This is a genomic window from Pseudomonas syringae, assembly GCF_021605415.1.
In the GTDB taxonomy this organism is placed as follows: domain Bacteria; phylum Pseudomonadota; class Gammaproteobacteria; order Pseudomonadales; family Pseudomonadaceae; genus Aquipseudomonas; species Aquipseudomonas syringae_S.
This window is the reverse complement of record NZ_WKEQ01000004.1, coordinates 182,323-197,405: the sequence shown is the minus strand read 5'-3', so window position 1 is coordinate 197,405 and position 15,083 is coordinate 182,323. Positions and strand designations below refer to the sequence as shown.

12 protein-coding genes are annotated in these 15,083 nt (G+C 60.4%); 2 read left to right on the top strand and 10 right to left on the bottom strand.

The genetic code is table 11. The features are described from left to right. Positions 1-32 precede the first annotated feature (32 nt). The 6 genes from hglS to GIW69_RS04505 form a co-directional block, all read right to left on the bottom strand. Positions 33-1,412: a 2-oxoadipate dioxygenase/decarboxylase HglS gene (gene hglS, locus GIW69_RS04530; RefSeq protein ID WP_236480934.1), complete on the bottom strand. Its 1,380-nt coding sequence runs from the start codon at positions 1,410-1,412 to the stop codon at positions 33-35. Positions 1,413-1,500: 88 nt separating this feature from the next. Further along, a complete protein-coding gene (glcF, locus tag GIW69_RS04525) occupies positions 1,501-2,721 on the bottom strand; it encodes a glycolate oxidase subunit GlcF (RefSeq protein ID WP_236480933.1) in 1,221 nt (406 codons plus the stop codon). A gap of 2 nt (positions 2,722-2,723) precedes the next feature. Then, positions 2,724-3,773 carry a glycolate oxidase subunit GlcE gene (gene glcE / locus GIW69_RS04520; protein ID WP_236480932.1) on the bottom strand — a complete coding sequence of 350 codons (1,050 nt, stop codon included), beginning with the start codon at positions 3,771-3,773 and terminating at the stop codon, positions 2,724-2,726. After that, positions 3,773-5,272: a glycolate oxidase subunit GlcD gene (gene glcD, locus GIW69_RS04515; RefSeq protein ID WP_236480931.1), complete on the bottom strand. Its 1,500-nt coding sequence runs from the start codon at positions 5,270-5,272 to the stop codon at positions 3,773-3,775. The genes glcE and glcD overlap by 1 nt, the downstream gene beginning before the upstream one ends. A gap of 3 nt (positions 5,273-5,275) precedes the next feature. Next, the gene (locus tag GIW69_RS04510; RefSeq protein ID WP_236480930.1) at positions 5,276-6,214 is read right to left on the bottom strand and encodes an alpha/beta fold hydrolase; all 939 of its coding nucleotides are present in this window, start codon (positions 6,212-6,214) and stop codon (positions 5,276-5,278) included. A 22-nt stretch (positions 6,215-6,236) separates the two neighbouring features. Then, positions 6,237-7,691, bottom strand: coding sequence for a flavin-containing monooxygenase (locus tag GIW69_RS04505; RefSeq protein ID WP_236480929.1), 1,455 nt, complete (start codon positions 7,689-7,691; stop codon positions 6,237-6,239). 189 nt (positions 7,692-7,880) lie between these two features. On the opposite strand from GIW69_RS04505, the gene GIW69_RS04500 reads away from it, so the two are divergent. Next, positions 7,881-8,954, top strand: a complete 1,074-nt coding sequence (locus GIW69_RS04500) for a diguanylate cyclase (protein ID WP_236480928.1) — start codon at positions 7,881-7,883, stop codon at positions 8,952-8,954. A 233-nt stretch (positions 8,955-9,187) separates the two neighbouring features. Continuing rightward, complete coding sequence (locus tag GIW69_RS04495) at positions 9,188-10,423, top strand: M20/M25/M40 family metallo-hydrolase (protein ID WP_236480927.1); 1,236 nt, start codon at positions 9,188-9,190, stop codon at positions 10,421-10,423. Between the two features lie 58 nt (positions 10,424-10,481). On the opposite strand, the gene GIW69_RS04490 is transcribed toward GIW69_RS04495, so the two are convergent. The 4 genes from GIW69_RS04490 to GIW69_RS04475 all read right to left on the bottom strand — a co-directional run bounded on the left by GIW69_RS04490 (position 10,482) and on the right by GIW69_RS04475 (position 15,081). Beyond that, positions 10,482-11,351, bottom strand: a complete 870-nt coding sequence (locus GIW69_RS04490) for an isocitrate lyase/PEP mutase family protein (RefSeq protein WP_236480926.1) — start codon at positions 11,349-11,351, stop codon at positions 10,482-10,484. Positions 11,352-11,495: 144 nt separating this feature from the next. Beyond that, positions 11,496-12,530, bottom strand: coding sequence for an arginine N-succinyltransferase (astA, locus tag GIW69_RS04485; protein ID WP_236480925.1), 1,035 nt, complete (start codon positions 12,528-12,530; stop codon positions 11,496-11,498). A gap of 61 nt (positions 12,531-12,591) precedes the next feature. Then, complete coding sequence (locus GIW69_RS04480) at positions 12,592-13,614, bottom strand: arginine N-succinyltransferase (protein ID WP_236480924.1); 1,023 nt, start codon at positions 13,612-13,614, stop codon at positions 12,592-12,594. Between the two features lie 117 nt (positions 13,615-13,731). Then, positions 13,732-15,081, bottom strand: a complete 1,350-nt coding sequence (locus GIW69_RS04475; RefSeq protein WP_236480923.1) for an APC family permease — start codon at positions 15,079-15,081, stop codon at positions 13,732-13,734. Positions 15,082-15,083 lie beyond the last annotated feature (2 nt).

Genomic DNA, 15,083 nt, shown 5'->3' with positions numbered 1-15,083 from the left:
AAATAGAAGTTTCAGTCAGAAAGTTTTACTCGTTAACGCGACAATAATTGGAGACACGTATCAATCGAACGCTGTTGCGTTTGCGCATACAACTCCAATTCATCAATGGTCGAACGCCCCAGCGCCTGCTCGAACCCATGGCGGTTTGAATGCTCGTCATAATGCACCTGCGCCGCATCGCCGAGGTTTGACTGAAAGATCCCTGCGGCACTGACCGGCAGGAAATCTTCATACACCAACGGCTCAGCGTTCACGCAGCCTTCGCGCAACAAATCCTCCAGCGTCAGATTGGCAGTGCCGTCAGTGCCAAGACCCTTTTCTGTGACGAAATAGCGAAAGTACGCCAGTTCCTGTTCGCGCATACCGTCGAGGCTGTCAGGGAATTCGGCAAAATGCTGTGTCATGAGCGCGTTGTACTGTGCGGCATTGGCTTCGTTGGGGAACGCGCCGAGTGCATCCCGAGCGGCGTTGAGCAAGCGGTCGTACAGGGCGCGGCCCTTTGGCGTCAGCGCGGCGCCGCGTTGTTCGATTTCGCCGAAGCGGGCGCTGTGGCTGCCCTGGGTTTGCGCCTGATCGGTGAAGGCGACGGGTTCGTCGAGGGCCTTGAAACTGGTCTGACGCAAGAGTATCGGGCAATGGCGGCGCGGCGGGCCTTCGATCACGGCTTTGGGGGTGATGCCGTGCAATGGCATTTGCGACTGTACCGTGTCGATGTCTAGCGTCCGGGGCGTCAGGTGATTGATGTGCGGGCCTTTGAACGCCACCACATCGGCAATCAGCCGGTGTTGGTCACTCAGGGTTTGATACTGCGCTGCGGTTACCGTGGCGCTGTGGTGCCAGCGAAACGTTTCCAATGCCTGCAGGACAAATTCCCCGGCATCGTCATCATTGAGGCCTCCGGCGGTTTCCGCCTGATCGATCAGGCGCAGGGCTTCAGGGGTAAATATCTGCCGCCGGTCCAGGACGGATCGGGCAAATTCACGCAGCTCGGGCTCTTCGATCAATTCCAGGCGCAACAACGACGTGAACACGCGAAACGGGCTCACTTGCAGGGCCTTTTCGTGCACTGCGCGAAAAGCCGTGGAATGCACCGGTACACCGGCCGGGGTCAGGTCGTAATAGCCCACTGGTTGCATGCCCATCACCGCGAACAGTCGGGCGAGAGTGGCCAGTTCCGTGGCGGTGCCGACGCGGATCGCGCCATGGCGCTCCATGTCCAGACGTTGGATTTCGCCGGTGCTGTTCAACTGCCGGGCCAGGTTCGAATCCCGAGCGAGCACGTTGCGATTGGTCTGCTCGACCAGCTCTATCAGGACGCCGTACAGCGGCACTTCTTTGCGGTACATGTCGGACATCGCTCGGGAGAAGCGTTGGCGAATCAGATCGGGGCTGACGAAGTTCTGCACGGTCATGAAAAAAATTCCTGGCACGGTCATCTGACGGATAAGACAAAAGATCGCAGCCTTATCCCGCGTGGGCAAACGAAGAATCCTACGAACTTCATTCTGCCAACGACTGATCGACCAGCTCTATCCAATGCCGAACGGGCGTGCGACCAGCGCTGGCGAGGTGGCTTTGACATCCGACGTTGGCGGTGACGATCAGCTCGGGGCGACCGCTTTCGAGGGCATTGAGGCGGTTGTCGCGCAGCTGCCGGGCGAGTGCCGGTTGGGTCAACGAATACGTGCCGGCAGAGCCACAACACAAGTGGCCATCCGGCACGGCGGTGAGGTTGAAACCGAGCCGGGTCAGCACTGCTTCAACGGCGCCACCCAGTTTCAAGGCGTGTTGCAACGTGCAGGGGCAATGCACGGCGATTCGTCGCTCGGTGGCGGCGCAAACCTGTTCCAAGGGTTGTTCGGCAAGCACTTGCACCAGATCCAGTGCCAGTTCGCTGACCCGCCGCGCCTTGGCGGCATACACCGGATCCTTTTCCAGCAGGTGCCCGTAATCCTTGATGAATGCCCCGCAACCGCTGGCGGTCTGGACGATGGCTTCGGCGCCGTTTTCGATGTGCGGCCACCAGGCGTCGATGTTGTGGCGGGCGCGGTCGAGGCCTCTGGTCTGGGCGTCGAGGTGGTAATCGAGGGCGCCGCAGCAACCCGCTTGCGCCACCGGCGTGACGCTGATGCCAAGCCGATCCAGCACCCGCGCCGCCGCATCGTTGGTGTTCGGCGCCAGGCCCGGTTGCACGCAGCCTTCGAGCATCAACACCCGCCGCGCATGCCGTGGCACGGGGCGCACGCCGCTGGCCAACGCGCGCTGCGGCAGTTTTGCTTCGAGCATGCGTGGCAGCACGGGGCGAAATGTTGCGCCCACCCGCAGCAGGCCCTTGAACAATCCAGGATTGGGAGCCAGCGCGCGCAGGCCTTCACGTAGCAAGCGTTGCCCGGCTGGGCGCGGCACAGCGTTATCGACCACCGCACGGCCAATATCCAGCAGGTTGTGATAGTCGACGCCGGACGGGCAGGTGGTTTCGCAATTGCGGCATGACAGACAGCGATCCAGATGCAATTGGGTTTTGGCCGTGGCCGGTGCGCCTTCGAGCACTTGCTTGATCAGATAGATGCGCCCGCGCGGGCCGTCAAGTTCATCGCCCAGCAGTTGATAGGTCGGGCACGTTGCGTTGCAGAATCCGCAATGCACGCAACTACGCAGGATTTTCTCCGCTTCGGCGGCGCGGGGCAGAAGACGTGCCTGTTCGCTGAGTGTGGTTTGCATGGTCAGACCTGCGCGTACATGCGCCCGGGATTGAATAGCCCTTGCGGGTCAAGTTGCGCCTTGAGCTGGCGGTGATAGCGCAGCAGTGTCGGGGCCAGGGGCTGAAACGGCGTGTCGCTCCCGCCATGGCTGAAACAGGTCGCGTGGCCGCCGAGTTCATGGGCCAGCGCTTGTACATCGTCGGCAGCGGATTTGAGCCAGCGTTGCGCACCGGCCCAGTCGATCAACTGCGCGCCGGGCAACGACAGCGGCCCGATATTGTTGGGCAACGAAAGGCGCCACAACGGCAAGCCGTCATCGAAAAAGCCCAGGCGCTGTTCGTTCAGATCATTCCAGAATCCCGAATCCAGTGGTTCTCCGCCGAGCCGTTGATGGGCGGCGCTCACAGAGCCTTCACCTCCTTCCAGTCGCAGATAAAGGCTGTCGCCGTCATGACACGCGGCGCTGATCGGCAGCGGTTGCTGGCCCCACTCGGCGAGTTTCGCCAAGGCCCGGGCGCAATCAATGTCAAGACGAATGCTCAGGCACTGGCGGGGTTTGGGCAGCACTTTGAGCGACACTTCGGTGAGCACGCCGAGGCAGCCGAAACTGCCGGCCATCAGCCGTGACAGATCATATCCCGCGACGTTTTTCATCACTTCACCGCCGAAACGCAAGTGCTGGCCGAGGCCGGTAATGACCCGTGTGCCGAGCACGAAATCGCGCACCGAGCCTGACCATGGCCGACGTGGCCCGGACAATCCGGCAGCAATCATGCCGCCGACCGTGGCCGAACCTTCGAACGCGGGCGGCTCGCAGGGCAGCATTTGTCCCGCGTCGTCCAGTGCGGCAAGCAAATCAACAAGCGGTGTGCCGGCCCGCACGCTGACGACCAATTCGGTCGGTTCATAGCGAACGATGCCGCGATGAGCCCGGGTGTCGAGCACTTCGCCCGCCACGTCGCGACCGAGGAACGCCTTGCTGTTGCCGCCCTGGATCTTCAACGGTGTGTTGTGGCCGCGAGCCTGGTTGACCTGATCGAGCAACGCGTCGGCGGCATCGACATCAGTCATCAGAAACGCTCCAGCTCAGGGAAGGGCAATTGTCCGGCGTGGATGTGCATCGCACCGAATTCCGCGCAGCGGTGCAGGGTGGGGATGTTCTTGCCGGGATTGAGCAGGCCCAACGGGTCAAACGCGGTTTTTACTGCGTGGAACAGGCGCAGTTCATCGCTGTTGAATTGCGCGCACATTTGATTGATTTTCTCTCGGCCGACACCGTGTTCGCCGGTGATGCTGCCGCCGACCTTGACGCACAATTCGAGGATTTTGCCGCCAAGGGCTTCGGCGCGGTGCAGTTCGCCCGGTTGATTGGCGTCGAACAGGATCAGCGGGTGCATGTTGCCGTCGCCGGCATGAAACACGTTGGCCACACGCAAACCGTGTTCTTCGCCGAGGCGGGCAATGCCTTGCAGCACGCCGGCCAGTTCGCGGCGGGGGATGGTGCCGTCCATGCAGTAGTAATCCGGCGACAAACGGCCGATTGCCGGGAAGGCATTCTTGCGTCCGGCCCAGAATTTTACCCGTTCGGCTTCGTCCCGCGCCTGGCGCACTTCAGTGGCGCCGGCCTGGGCCATGACCTCGCGCACCCGCTGGCAATCGTCGTGGACATCGGCTTCGACGCCATCGAGTTCGCACAACAGAATCGCCTCCGCATCCACCGGGTAGCCGGCGTGAATGAAGTCCTCGGCAGCGCGGATCGCCAGGTTGTCCATCATTTCCAGTCCGCCGGGGATAATCCCGGCGGCGATGATGTTGGCGACGGCGTGGCCGGCCTTTTCCACGGAGTCGAAACTGGCCAGCAGCACTTTCGCGGTTTGTGGTTTGGGCAGCAGCTTGACCGTGACTTCGGTGATGATGCCGAGCAGACCTTCGGAGCCTGTGAACAACGCGAGCAAATCGAAACCCGCCGAATCAAGAGCCTCGGAACCCAACGTCAGGCGTTCGCCTTCAATGGTCAGGACTTCGATCTTCAGCACGTTGTGCACGGTCAGGCCGTATTTCAGGCAATGCACGCCGCCCGCGTTTTCCGCGACGTTACCGCCAATGGAACAGGCGATTTGCGACGATGGATCCGGCGCGTAATACAAGCCGAACGGCGCCGCTGCCTGGGAGATCGCCAGGTTGCGCACGCCGGGTTGAACCCTCGCGGTACGTGCGGCGGGATCGATGTGCAGAATCTGATTGAAGCGCGCCATCACCAGCAACAAACCTTTTTCCAGCGGTAACGCGCCGCCCGACAATCCCGTGCCAGCCCCGCGTGCGACCACTGGCACGTGTCGTTCATGACAGAGTTTGAGCAGCGCCTGCACCTGTTCAAGGCGATGGGGCAGGGCGACCAGCATCGGGGTTGTGCGGTAGGCCGAGAGGCCGTCGCATTCGTAGGGCTTGAGTTCTTCTTCGCGCCACAGCAGGTCAAGATCCGGCACGGCTTGTTGCAACGCCTTGAGGAGTCGGGCCTTGTCCACGTCCGGCAACGGGCCGTCGAGGCGCTCGTCGTAAAGAATGTTCATCGCTCAAGCAATCGCATCACGCAATTCCCCCAGAAACTCACGGTACAAACGCGCGGTGTTCGCCGGTTGCTCAACCATCGGCATGTGCCCGACGTTGTCCCACACATCCACCTTCAGGTTGGCGATGCCTTTGCTCCACACCGGCACGCTGCTGACATCGATCAAGCGATCCTTGCGCCCCCACAGCAGCAGTGACGGGCACTGGATATCGGCGAGTTTCGGCTCCATCGGCGGACTGGCGCGGAAGTCGCGAAAGATTTCTTCCAGCTCATCGCGCTGCTGTTCGTAGCGTTGTGCAATGGCGTCCAGCACCAGGCGCGGTACCCATGGCGGCGAGGCCATGGTCATCGCGTAGAAGGACTGGAACTCCTCTCGGGAGTTGATCAGGAATGGGTTGTGCCCGCGCGCGAGGTGGCGCTCCATGTCGCTGGCCTCCGGCGCCGTGACCCCGGCCGGGTCAATCAATGCCAGAGAAGCGATCCGCTCCGGATAGTTCGCCGCCAGCCATGCCGCGATCCAGCCGCCCATCGAGTTGCCGATCACATGGACTTTCTCCACGCCACAGACGTCGAGCAGCTGGATGATGCGTTTGGCCTGTAAAGGAATGTCATACCCACCGCCCTCCTTGAAGCCGGTTTCACCGTGGCCCGGCAGATCCGGAATGATCACCCGATATTTGCCCACAAAATGCTTGGCGAAACGCAGCCACAAATTTTTGTCGGCACTGAAGCCGTGCAGCATCAACACACTGCTGGAAGCCTCATAAGGCCCGCCCTGCCAGGTTGAAACCGTCATTTCGCTGATCGGCACGACGATTTTGTGCAGCCGATACAACTTGGCCTCCACCGCCATGTTCAGGTTGTAGAGCCAATGCCCGACCGCCGGATAACTCAACCAGCTCCAGGCCACGAAAACCGCAAGGGCGACAAACAACAAAAGCATCGGCGTTTTCCTTATTACCCGTTCAGGACAAGATGTGGTCGGCGGGTTTCAGCGCCCGGGTCAACCGGTAATAGCTGAAACTGAACCCCGGAAACATGGCGATCACATGACCGCTCTTGCTTTGATACCAACTGTGGCAGCCGCCGGACTTCCACACGGTGCGTTCCATTTCCCGGTGGATCATTTCAGTGTAGGTACGTTCCGCGTCGGCGCGCACTTCGATGCTGCGCAAACCTTTCGTTTGCAGCGTGCGGATGCAATCGAGGATGTAGTTCATCTGCGATTCGATGATGAACAGCGCCGACGTGTGGCCAATGCCGGTGTTCGGGCCGGTAACGATAAACAGATTGGGAAAGTCCGGCAGGCTGGTGCCGAGGTAGGCACGCGGGTATTGCGCCCAGACGTCTTTCAATTGCACACCGTGTTTGCCGGTGACCGGGTAGGAAATCACTCCGTCGGTGGCGTCGTAACCGGTCGACCAGACGATCAGGTCCACGTCGATGTGCTGACCGTCGCGGGTCAGAATGCCGCTTTCGTCCAGCGAGGCAATGCCTTGATCACGGCCGTGCACGGTCACATTCGGGCGGGTCAGTGCCGGGTAGTAGGTGCTCGACACCAGCACGCGTTTGCAGCCGATGGTGAAATCCGGTGTCAGTTTTTGCCGCAACACCGGGTCGGGCACCTGACGTTCAAGGAAGCGCAGGGCATGGCGTTGCACCATGGCGATGGCCGGTTTCGAGTATTTGAAGGCGATCACCCGGGTTTCAAACTGCCAGTAGATCATCCAGCGCAGTAGCTTGTAGGCCGGTTTTACGCCCAGCAACCAGCGCTGAAATCGGCCGAAGGTACGGTCGGCCCGGGGCAACACCCAATGCGGCGTGCGCTGGAAAACATGCAAGTGCGCGACATCCGGTGCAATCGCCGGAATTACCTGAGCCGCGCTCGCGCCGCTACCGACGATGGCGACGCGTTTACCCGTGTAGTCGTAGCTGTGATCCCAATGGTTTGTATGAAATGTCTTGCCGGCGAAGCGATCCTGGCCATCGAAGTGTGGGATCACCGGCTGGCTCAACGGGCCTGTGGCGTTGATCAGGAATTGCGCATGGAAAATGCCATGGCCCGTGGTGTGCACATTCCAGCGTTTTTCGGCGTCATCCCACTCGACCCGCTCGACATTGGCTTGCAGCTCCACGCGGTGGCGCAGGTCGAAACGGTCGATCACGTATTCGGTGTAGCGGTGCAGTTCAGCCTGTGCAGCGAACATTTGCGTCCATGGATAGGGCGCGAACGACAGCGAATACAGCGGCGATGGAACGTCCACCGCTGCGCCCGGGTAGGTGTTCTGGCACCAGGTGCCACCGAAAAAATCGCGCCGTTCCAACAGGCGGAAGTCGTCGATGCCGGCCTTCAGCAGATTCACCGCCGCGCACTGGCCGCCGAATCCGCTGCCGATGATCAACACTCGATACGTGTGCATGGGCCCCCTTCTTATAGTCGTTCTTCGCGATCCCGCCCTTCATGTATAGCCAAATATTTGTCCGGTGTCGGACGGTGATGACGGGGTATTTCGGCCCGTCGAGCGGTGATGGCTATTTAAGGTTGCCCTGATAGACTCCAAACACACCCGTCAAGCGGTGGCGCAGGTTGATCCACGTTCGAGGCCCTTATGGGAAAGACGGGAGGAAAGGGACTTTCATTGGCCAGGAGGCTTTACACATCGCGCGCCCTCGGATTGGTTCTGGGGCTTTTGTGCGTGAGTGTGGCGATGTACCCGCTCGATCCTCCCGTCTGGGTCTGGAGCCTGATGCTGTTCAATGGCCTGGTCTGGCCGCATCTGGCTTATCAGTGGGCCCGGCGAACGAGGGTGCCGTATCACGCCGAGCACCGAAACCTGTTGGTCGATGCGTTCATGGGCGGCTTTTGGGTCGCGGCCATGCAGTTCAATCCATTGCCCAGTGCCACGACGATTTCCATGATGGCGATGAACAACGTTGCCATTGGCGGCGTGCGTTTTCTGCTGGCAGGCTTTGCAGCGCAACTGCTGGGAATCGCCATCGGGCTGGTGGTCTTCGCCCCTGCGTTCATTCCGCCCACCACGCCGATTCAGTTGTATGCGTGCCTGCCGCTGCTGATGCTGTATCCACTGGCGCTGGGCTGGATTTGCTTCCGTCAGGCCTACACACTTGGTCAACACAAGCGCGAGCTGCTTGCCCTCAGTCGCACTGACAGCCTGACAGGCCTGGTCAATCACGGGGCCTGGAAAGATCAACTGGAAATAGAGTTCCAGCGCTGCCGGCGCCTGCAACGGGGCGGGGCGATTGCGCTGATCGACATCGATCATTTCAAAACCATCAACGACACGTATGGCCATGTGGCTGGCGACATCGTCTTGCGTCAGCTCAGCAAGTTGCTCAAGCAGAACCTGCGTGCCTCTGATATCGCCGGGCGGTATGGCGGTGATGAATTTTGCGTGTTACTGCCGGATTTGCCGCTGTTTAACGCGGCTCAGGCAATGGAAGCGTTACGCGATCGCTTTGCGACCCTCGGCTACGAGCAAAACCCGGCGCTGCGGGTCAGTTTGAGTATTGGCCTGGCGGCATTCGAACCGGGTCACAGCGATGCGACCCGTTGGCTCAACGATGCCGATCAGGCGTTGTACGAGGCGAAATCAACCGGGCGAAACCGGGTGATCTGCAACACCGACAACAAACCCCGGTATGAGCTATTCGATTCAGTCTGAGCTTCCCCGGAGGAGCTGCCGAAGGCTGCGATCTTTTGACCTTGATCCTTAAAGATCGCAGCCTCGTTTCACTCGTCAGCTCCTACAGGCGATGTGTTAGGAGCCTGGCTTGCCGGCGATCACGTCGGTCCAGGATTGTGGTGATCGGTTGGTTGAACGTCGTATCCGGTATAGAGCCGTGCGGGGATGTCAGGTACGGTTTAGTCCCTCCGACACGAAACAAGGATCGATTCATGACGTTTACTTTTCCTCGTTCCCTGCTGGCCGTCAGTCTTGGCCTGTCCCTCGCTTTCACCGCCTCTGCTGCATTTGCCGAGCCGCACAAGCAAGTGCTGGCCGACGCGGAGCAGTACAAGCCTGAAGCGCTCAAGTTGCTGGAGCGTCTGGTCAACATTGACACCGGTTCCGGCTATGAACCGGGTCTGGCGCAAGTCAGCGACATCGTCATCGATGAATTGAAAAAACTCGGCGCGACCATCGAGCGGGTTCCAAATACGCCAGAGAAATCAAGTCACGTACTCGCCACGTTCAAGGGCACCGGCAAGGCGAAAATCCTGCTGATGGCGCACATGGACACGGTGTTCAAAGAAGGAACCGCCGCCGAACGCCCGTTCACCATCAAGGACGGCCGCGCCTACGGGCCGGGCGTGATGGATGACAAGGGCGGTATCGTTGCCGGTATTTATGCGCTGAAGATTCTGAAAAATCTCGACTTCAAGGACTACTCACAAATCACCTTCCTGCTCGACGCCAGCGAAGAGACCGGCTCGGACGTCGCGACTGACCTGATCAAGAAAACCGCGAAAAACCATGATGTCACCCTCAATCTCGAACCGGGTCGTCCGGCCGATGGTTTGGTCGTGTGGCGCAAGGGCAGTGCCACGGCGCTGGTCGAGGTCAAGGGCAAGGCTGCCCACGCTGGTGTCGCACCCGAGCTGGGGCGCAATGCCGCGATGGAAGCGGCGCACCAGATTCTGCAGCTGGGCAAGCTAGGTGATGAGGCGAAAAAGACCACAATCAACTTTACCGTGCTGAAGGCCGGGGATCGCACCAACGTGATCCCGGATCAGGCGATGGCCAAGGCTGACGTCCGCGCAGCGGTGCCGGAGGAATTCGACCGGATCGAAAAAGACCTGGCGCGGGTATCGCAGGACAAGTTGATTGCCGATACCGAAGTGAAAACCACCTTGCAACGCGGTCTGCCGCCAATGCCGCAGACGGCGGAGTCGGATCGGTTGATGGCGATGGCTCAGGGCATCTATGGCGAAATCGGTCGCAAGCTGACCGAGGAAGGTAGCGGCGGGGCGGCGGATGCCAGCCTGTCGGCCGGCGTGGGCACGCCGACGCTGGACGGGTTCGGGATTGTCGGCGGCAATATTCACACCCCGGAGGAATACGCCGAGGTGGAAAGCGTCGCACCGCGTATTTATCTGTTGTCGCGGATGATCATGGAGCTGGCCAAACGCTGAAAGATCAAAAGATCGCAGCCTGTGGCAACTCCTGCAAGGAACGATCAGGGCAGCGGTGTTATTCCTTGACGCTCATGAATTCCTTCGCCCAGCGGATGTATTCCTCCGGCTGGGTGTAGGTGTGCGTCAGTTCGGTTGCGTTCAGATCTGAGCCCTGGGTAAATATCTGGCGTTGTTCGCGCAGGCTGTCGTAGGTCGCTTTGATCGCGGCGAAATACGCGCCGTGGCCGTCGATGGTGACGCGCACGCCCAGCTCGGCCAGGCGTTTGTCGTCGCGCAACGCCGGATTACCGTAGGTCACCAGCATCAGCGGCACCGTCAGGTGCTCGGCGATCTGTTCCAGGTGATCGAAGTCCTGTACGCCGACCATGCAGATGCCATCGGCGCCTGCGGCTTGATATTGCTTGGTGCGGTTGATGATTTCCTGCACCGGCAATATGCCGGCGTGGGTGCGGGCGATGACGGCCATTTCCATGTCGGATCGGGCTTCAAGTGCCGCGCGGATCTTGCCGACGCCTTCGGCGACGGTAATCAGGTCGGTGGATTTGCGGCCGAATTGCGCGGGCAACAGCGTGTCTTCGATGGTCAGCGCAGCGATGCCGGCGCGTTCCAGTTCAACGATGGTGCGCATTACGTTCAGAGCGTTGCCGTAGCCATGGTCGGCGTCGGCGATCACCGGCAATTGGGCGACGCGGCCGATGCGGGTGGCCTGTTCAGCGAATTCGCTGAGGGTGATCAGGGCGAAGTCCGGTGCAGCCAATACCTGCAGCGAGGCGACCGAGCCACCGAGAATCCCGACTTCAAAGCCCAGGTCAGCGGCAATGCGAGCAGACATCGGGTCGAACACCGAAGCGGTGTGGTAACAGGTGCCGGACGCCAGCAACTGACGGAAATTACGGCGCAAATCTTGATGAGAAAGCCTGGACATACGAGTTCCACCATACAAAGGAATGGAAAGGCTTGAGCAAAGGTGTCAACGCCGAAGGAACAAAAGGCTATCACGCGAATGGGTCAATGTTCATGACGAATTTGCGTGAGTCGATAGCTGGCTAAGAAAAACGCCGCGAGCGGTTCAGGCCGCGACGGCGTGCGATTGCTGATTGAGCAAGGGCACCGCGCGTACGGAATCGCCGGGTTGCAGTTGCAAGCGCTTGGCGGTGAGACGATCGATGACCAGTGTCCCGCTAGCCACCCGCGCCGGGGCGACGGTGATGCGGCAGTTTTCCAGACGCCGATTGTGGATCAGCCAGAGCGGCGCCTGATCGTCCGGCGCACCCAGCGCCAGATTCAGCGTCAGGCTGTCGCGCACCGTGCGGATATTACGGATCGGTGCTTCGACCACCGGGCCGCCATCGAAAATGTCGATATAGCCTTGGTGGGCGAAACCTTCGGCGTTGAGGATTTTCAACGCCGGCTGGGTGTTCGGATGTGCCTGGCCAATCACCGCCTGCGCCTGTTCGGTCAGCAGGCAGGTATAGAGCGGCTGGCGCGGCATCAGCTCGGCGATGAACGATTTGTTGCCAAGCCCGGACAGGTGATCGGCGTGCCTGAAATCCATCTGGAAAAAGTGCCGGCCCAGGCTATCCCAGAACGGCGAACGCCCTTGTTCATCGGTGCTGCCGCGCAGTTCGGCGATCATTTTTTCGCCGAACAACTGCGGGAACTCGGCGACGAACAGCAAACGCCCCAGCGACAGCAAGCGACCGTTGCTGCCATTGCGCTGATCCGGGCGCAGGAACAGCGAACACAGCTCGGAATGACCGCTCATCTCGTTATTGAGGAACAGCGTCGGGATCTGCCGCTGAATGCCCAGATCCGGCGCCGAACTCACAGTGACGCCGACCCGATAGTTGTACCAGGGCTCACGCAACCCGACGGCGCCGGCCATGGCACTGACGCCGACCACGCGTTGGTCATCGTCTTCGAGCACGAACAGATAATCGGCATCGGCGCGTTCTATTTGCTCGGCGAATGCGCGCTGGGCCCAGCGTACCCGGTGGCTGAGGCGATGCTCGTCGGCCGGCAGTGTGGTGAACCCCGGGCCGGTCTGTTGTACCAGCGTCATCAATGCCGGCAGGTCGCCGATCTGAACCGGACGGACGATCATCGTGCAACTCCTTCTGCGCGCCGCATTGGACGCTGTCGTAAGGCACTGGAACGGGAGGTGATCACAGCGCGATCATCCGGATCGTGTCGCCATCGGTCACCTCGAGCGCCGCGCTCAGCGCCGGTGTCAAGGCCAGCGGTTGGTCAGGCTGATGCTCCAGCTCTGCGACCATTGCGCGAAAGCCCTGGAGGCGTTCGTTGCTCAGCAGGTAAAGGCCGCGCGCGTCGATCTGCGCCTGTATGTGCACGGTGACGGTCTGGCTATGGGCGATCGAGCGGATATTCGCCGTTCGCGCATACAGGGTCGGACCGGCATCGAACAGGTCGATGTAGCTGTTGGTTTCGAAACCCTCGCGCTCGAGAATGTCGAACGCTTCCTGTCCATCGGGATGAATGCGGCCGATGCAGTCCTGTGCTTCCTGCGGCAGCATCGGCACGTAGATCGGGTATTGCGGCATCAGTTCGGCGAGAAACGTGCGGCTTTGCAGGCCGCACAGGCGCTCGGCCTCGGCGTAGGGCAGATCGAAAAAGTGTTTGCCCAATGCATCCCAGAAGGGCGAATGGCCATTTTCATCGCTGTAGCCGACGATTTCCGTGATGACGGCCTCGGCGAACCGTTGCCCATGGGCGGCGATGAACAGCAAACGCGCCCGGGACAGCAATTCGGCGAACGGGCTGCGGGTCAGCGCTGCATCAAGGTGGAAACCGCGCAGCAACGTATGGCCGCTGAGGTCGTGGCACAACGAAAGCGCCGGCACCCCGTGCTCAATGTTCAATTCCCGCGAAGCACTGGTGAACTGGCGATTGCGCAGGCTGTAGAACGGTTCGTCGAATCCCGCCGTGGCGAGAATTTCCGAACAGCCCACCAGCCGCTGGCGCTCAAGATCTTCGAGCACGAAGAAGTAATTCTCCGGGCGCGATTCGTTTGCCGACGCGGCGCTTTTGAACGACGCGCAGGAGTCGGCGATTTTCTCGCGCAGGTGTTCGCTGTCGTCCGGCAGGGACGTCACGCCCACCAGGCTGTCGCGAGCCAATTGTTGCAATTGAAGCAGGTCGGTTGGCTCGACTGGGCGTAAGACCAGCATGGATGCACTCCTGTATCAAAAGATTCGAGGACTCCCCGAACCTGACTATCACTGTCGGTTTCCACGCGTTAAAGCAGCGGTCGCCTGAAATCTTGTCAGACACCGCCCTTTTTTTTGTCAGACGTTGCTCGGGTCAGCCAATACGGTGCTGCTGCCGAGTTTGTTCAGTACAAACAGGTACACCAGACCCAGCGCAATCCAGATCAGACCCAGTTTTTGCGCATCGACGCCCATGTTGTACATGATGGCCGCGACGATGATGAAGCCGATCACCGGGCACACCAGGTGACGGATGATCTGTCCGGATTTTTGCCGGCGCCAATAATGATTGATAACGGTCAGGTGCAGCAGCATGAAACCGCTGAGGGCGCCGAAGTTGACCAGCGAAGTCAGGGTGTCCACCGAATCGATGAACAGGTAGCAGATCACCAGCGACAGCACGGCAACCAGATAAATGCTCAGGTATGGCGTGTTGTGTTTCGGGTGCACCTTGGCCAGCATCTTTGGCAGTTTGCCGTCGCGGGCCATGCCGAACAGCAGGCGCGATACGGCGGCTTGCGAAGTGATCGCCACCGCCACGCCCCAGGCCAGCGCCGTGGCCACGGCAGTCAATGTGGCGAGCCAACTGCCCCCGGCGATTTCGGCGATTTCATAAAAAGCCGTATCGGCGGACTTGAAGCCCAGACCCGCCGCCAGATCCGTGGCGATCCAGGTTTGCGCGACGAAGATCACGCCCATCACTATCAGGGTGATCAGCGCTGCCTTGCCGACGCTGCGGCCCGGGTCTTCCTTGATCTCTTCGGCCAGGGTGGAAATCGCATCGAAGCCCAGGAATGACAGCACGGCGATTGATACCGCTTGCATCAGCAGGGCGAAATTGAAGGTTTCCGGGTGATACAGCGGCGCCAGGGTCAGTTGGCCGTTGCCGCCGCCGTTGTGCAAAGCATTCCAGGCATAGAACAGGAAAATTCCCAGCACGACGAGTTGTGCCAGCAGGAACACGATGTTCATGCGCGCGGTGAAGGTGATGCCACGCAGATTCACGAAGGTCGCGCTGACCAGGAACGCCAGAATGAAACCGACCTTCGGGATGTCTGGATACAAATGGTTGAGCGCCATCGCCGCATACACGTAAAGCAGCGGCGGGATCAGCAGGTAATCGAGCAGCATCAACCAACCGGCGATGAAGCCGACATGCTGATTGAGGCCTCGCTGCGCGTAGGAATACACCGAACCGGCGATAGGAAAAGCGCGGGCCATGCTGCCGTAGCTCAACGCGGTGAACACCATCGCGACCATGCCGATGATGTAGGCCAGCGGCACCATGCCCGGTGCCTCGGCGTTGACGTAGCCATACACACCGAACGGCGCGATGGGGATCATAAAAATCATCCCGTACACCACGAGGTCGGTCAGGGTGAGGCTACGTTTCAGCTCTTGCTTGTAGCCGAATTCTTCAATTGCCATAA

Coding starts and splice junctions, on each gene's coding strand:
- hglS (WP_236480934.1), bottom strand. CDS start 1,412: ATGACCGTGCAGAACTTCGTCAGCCCCGATCTGATTCGCCAACGCTTC.
- glcF (WP_236480933.1), bottom strand. CDS start 2,721: ATGCAAACCACACTCAGCGAACAGGCACGTCTTCTGCCCCGCGCCGCC.
- glcE (WP_236480932.1), bottom strand. CDS start 3,773: ATGACTGATGTCGATGCCGCCGACGCGTTGCTCGATCAGGTCAACCAG.
- glcD (WP_236480931.1), bottom strand. CDS start 5,272: ATGAACATTCTTTACGACGAGCGCCTCGACGGCCCGTTGCCGGACGTG.
- GIW69_RS04510 (WP_236480930.1), bottom strand. CDS start 6,214: ATGCTTTTGTTGTTTGTCGCCCTTGCGGTTTTCGTGGCCTGGAGCTGG.
- GIW69_RS04505 (WP_236480929.1), bottom strand. CDS start 7,691: ATGCACACGTATCGAGTGTTGATCATCGGCAGCGGATTCGGCGGCCAG.
- GIW69_RS04500 (WP_236480928.1), top strand. CDS start 7,881: ATGGGAAAGACGGGAGGAAAGGGACTTTCATTGGCCAGGAGGCTTTAC.
- GIW69_RS04495 (WP_236480927.1), top strand. CDS start 9,188: ATGACGTTTACTTTTCCTCGTTCCCTGCTGGCCGTCAGTCTTGGCCTG.
- GIW69_RS04490 (WP_236480926.1), bottom strand. CDS start 11,351: ATGTCCAGGCTTTCTCATCAAGATTTGCGCCGTAATTTCCGTCAGTTG.
- astA (WP_236480925.1), bottom strand. CDS start 12,530: ATGATCGTCCGTCCGGTTCAGATCGGCGACCTGCCGGCATTGATGACG.
- GIW69_RS04480 (WP_236480924.1), bottom strand. CDS start 13,614: ATGCTGGTCTTACGCCCAGTCGAGCCAACCGACCTGCTTCAATTGCAA.
- GIW69_RS04475 (WP_236480923.1), bottom strand. CDS start 15,081: ATGGCAATTGAAGAATTCGGCTACAAGCAAGAGCTGAAACGTAGCCTC.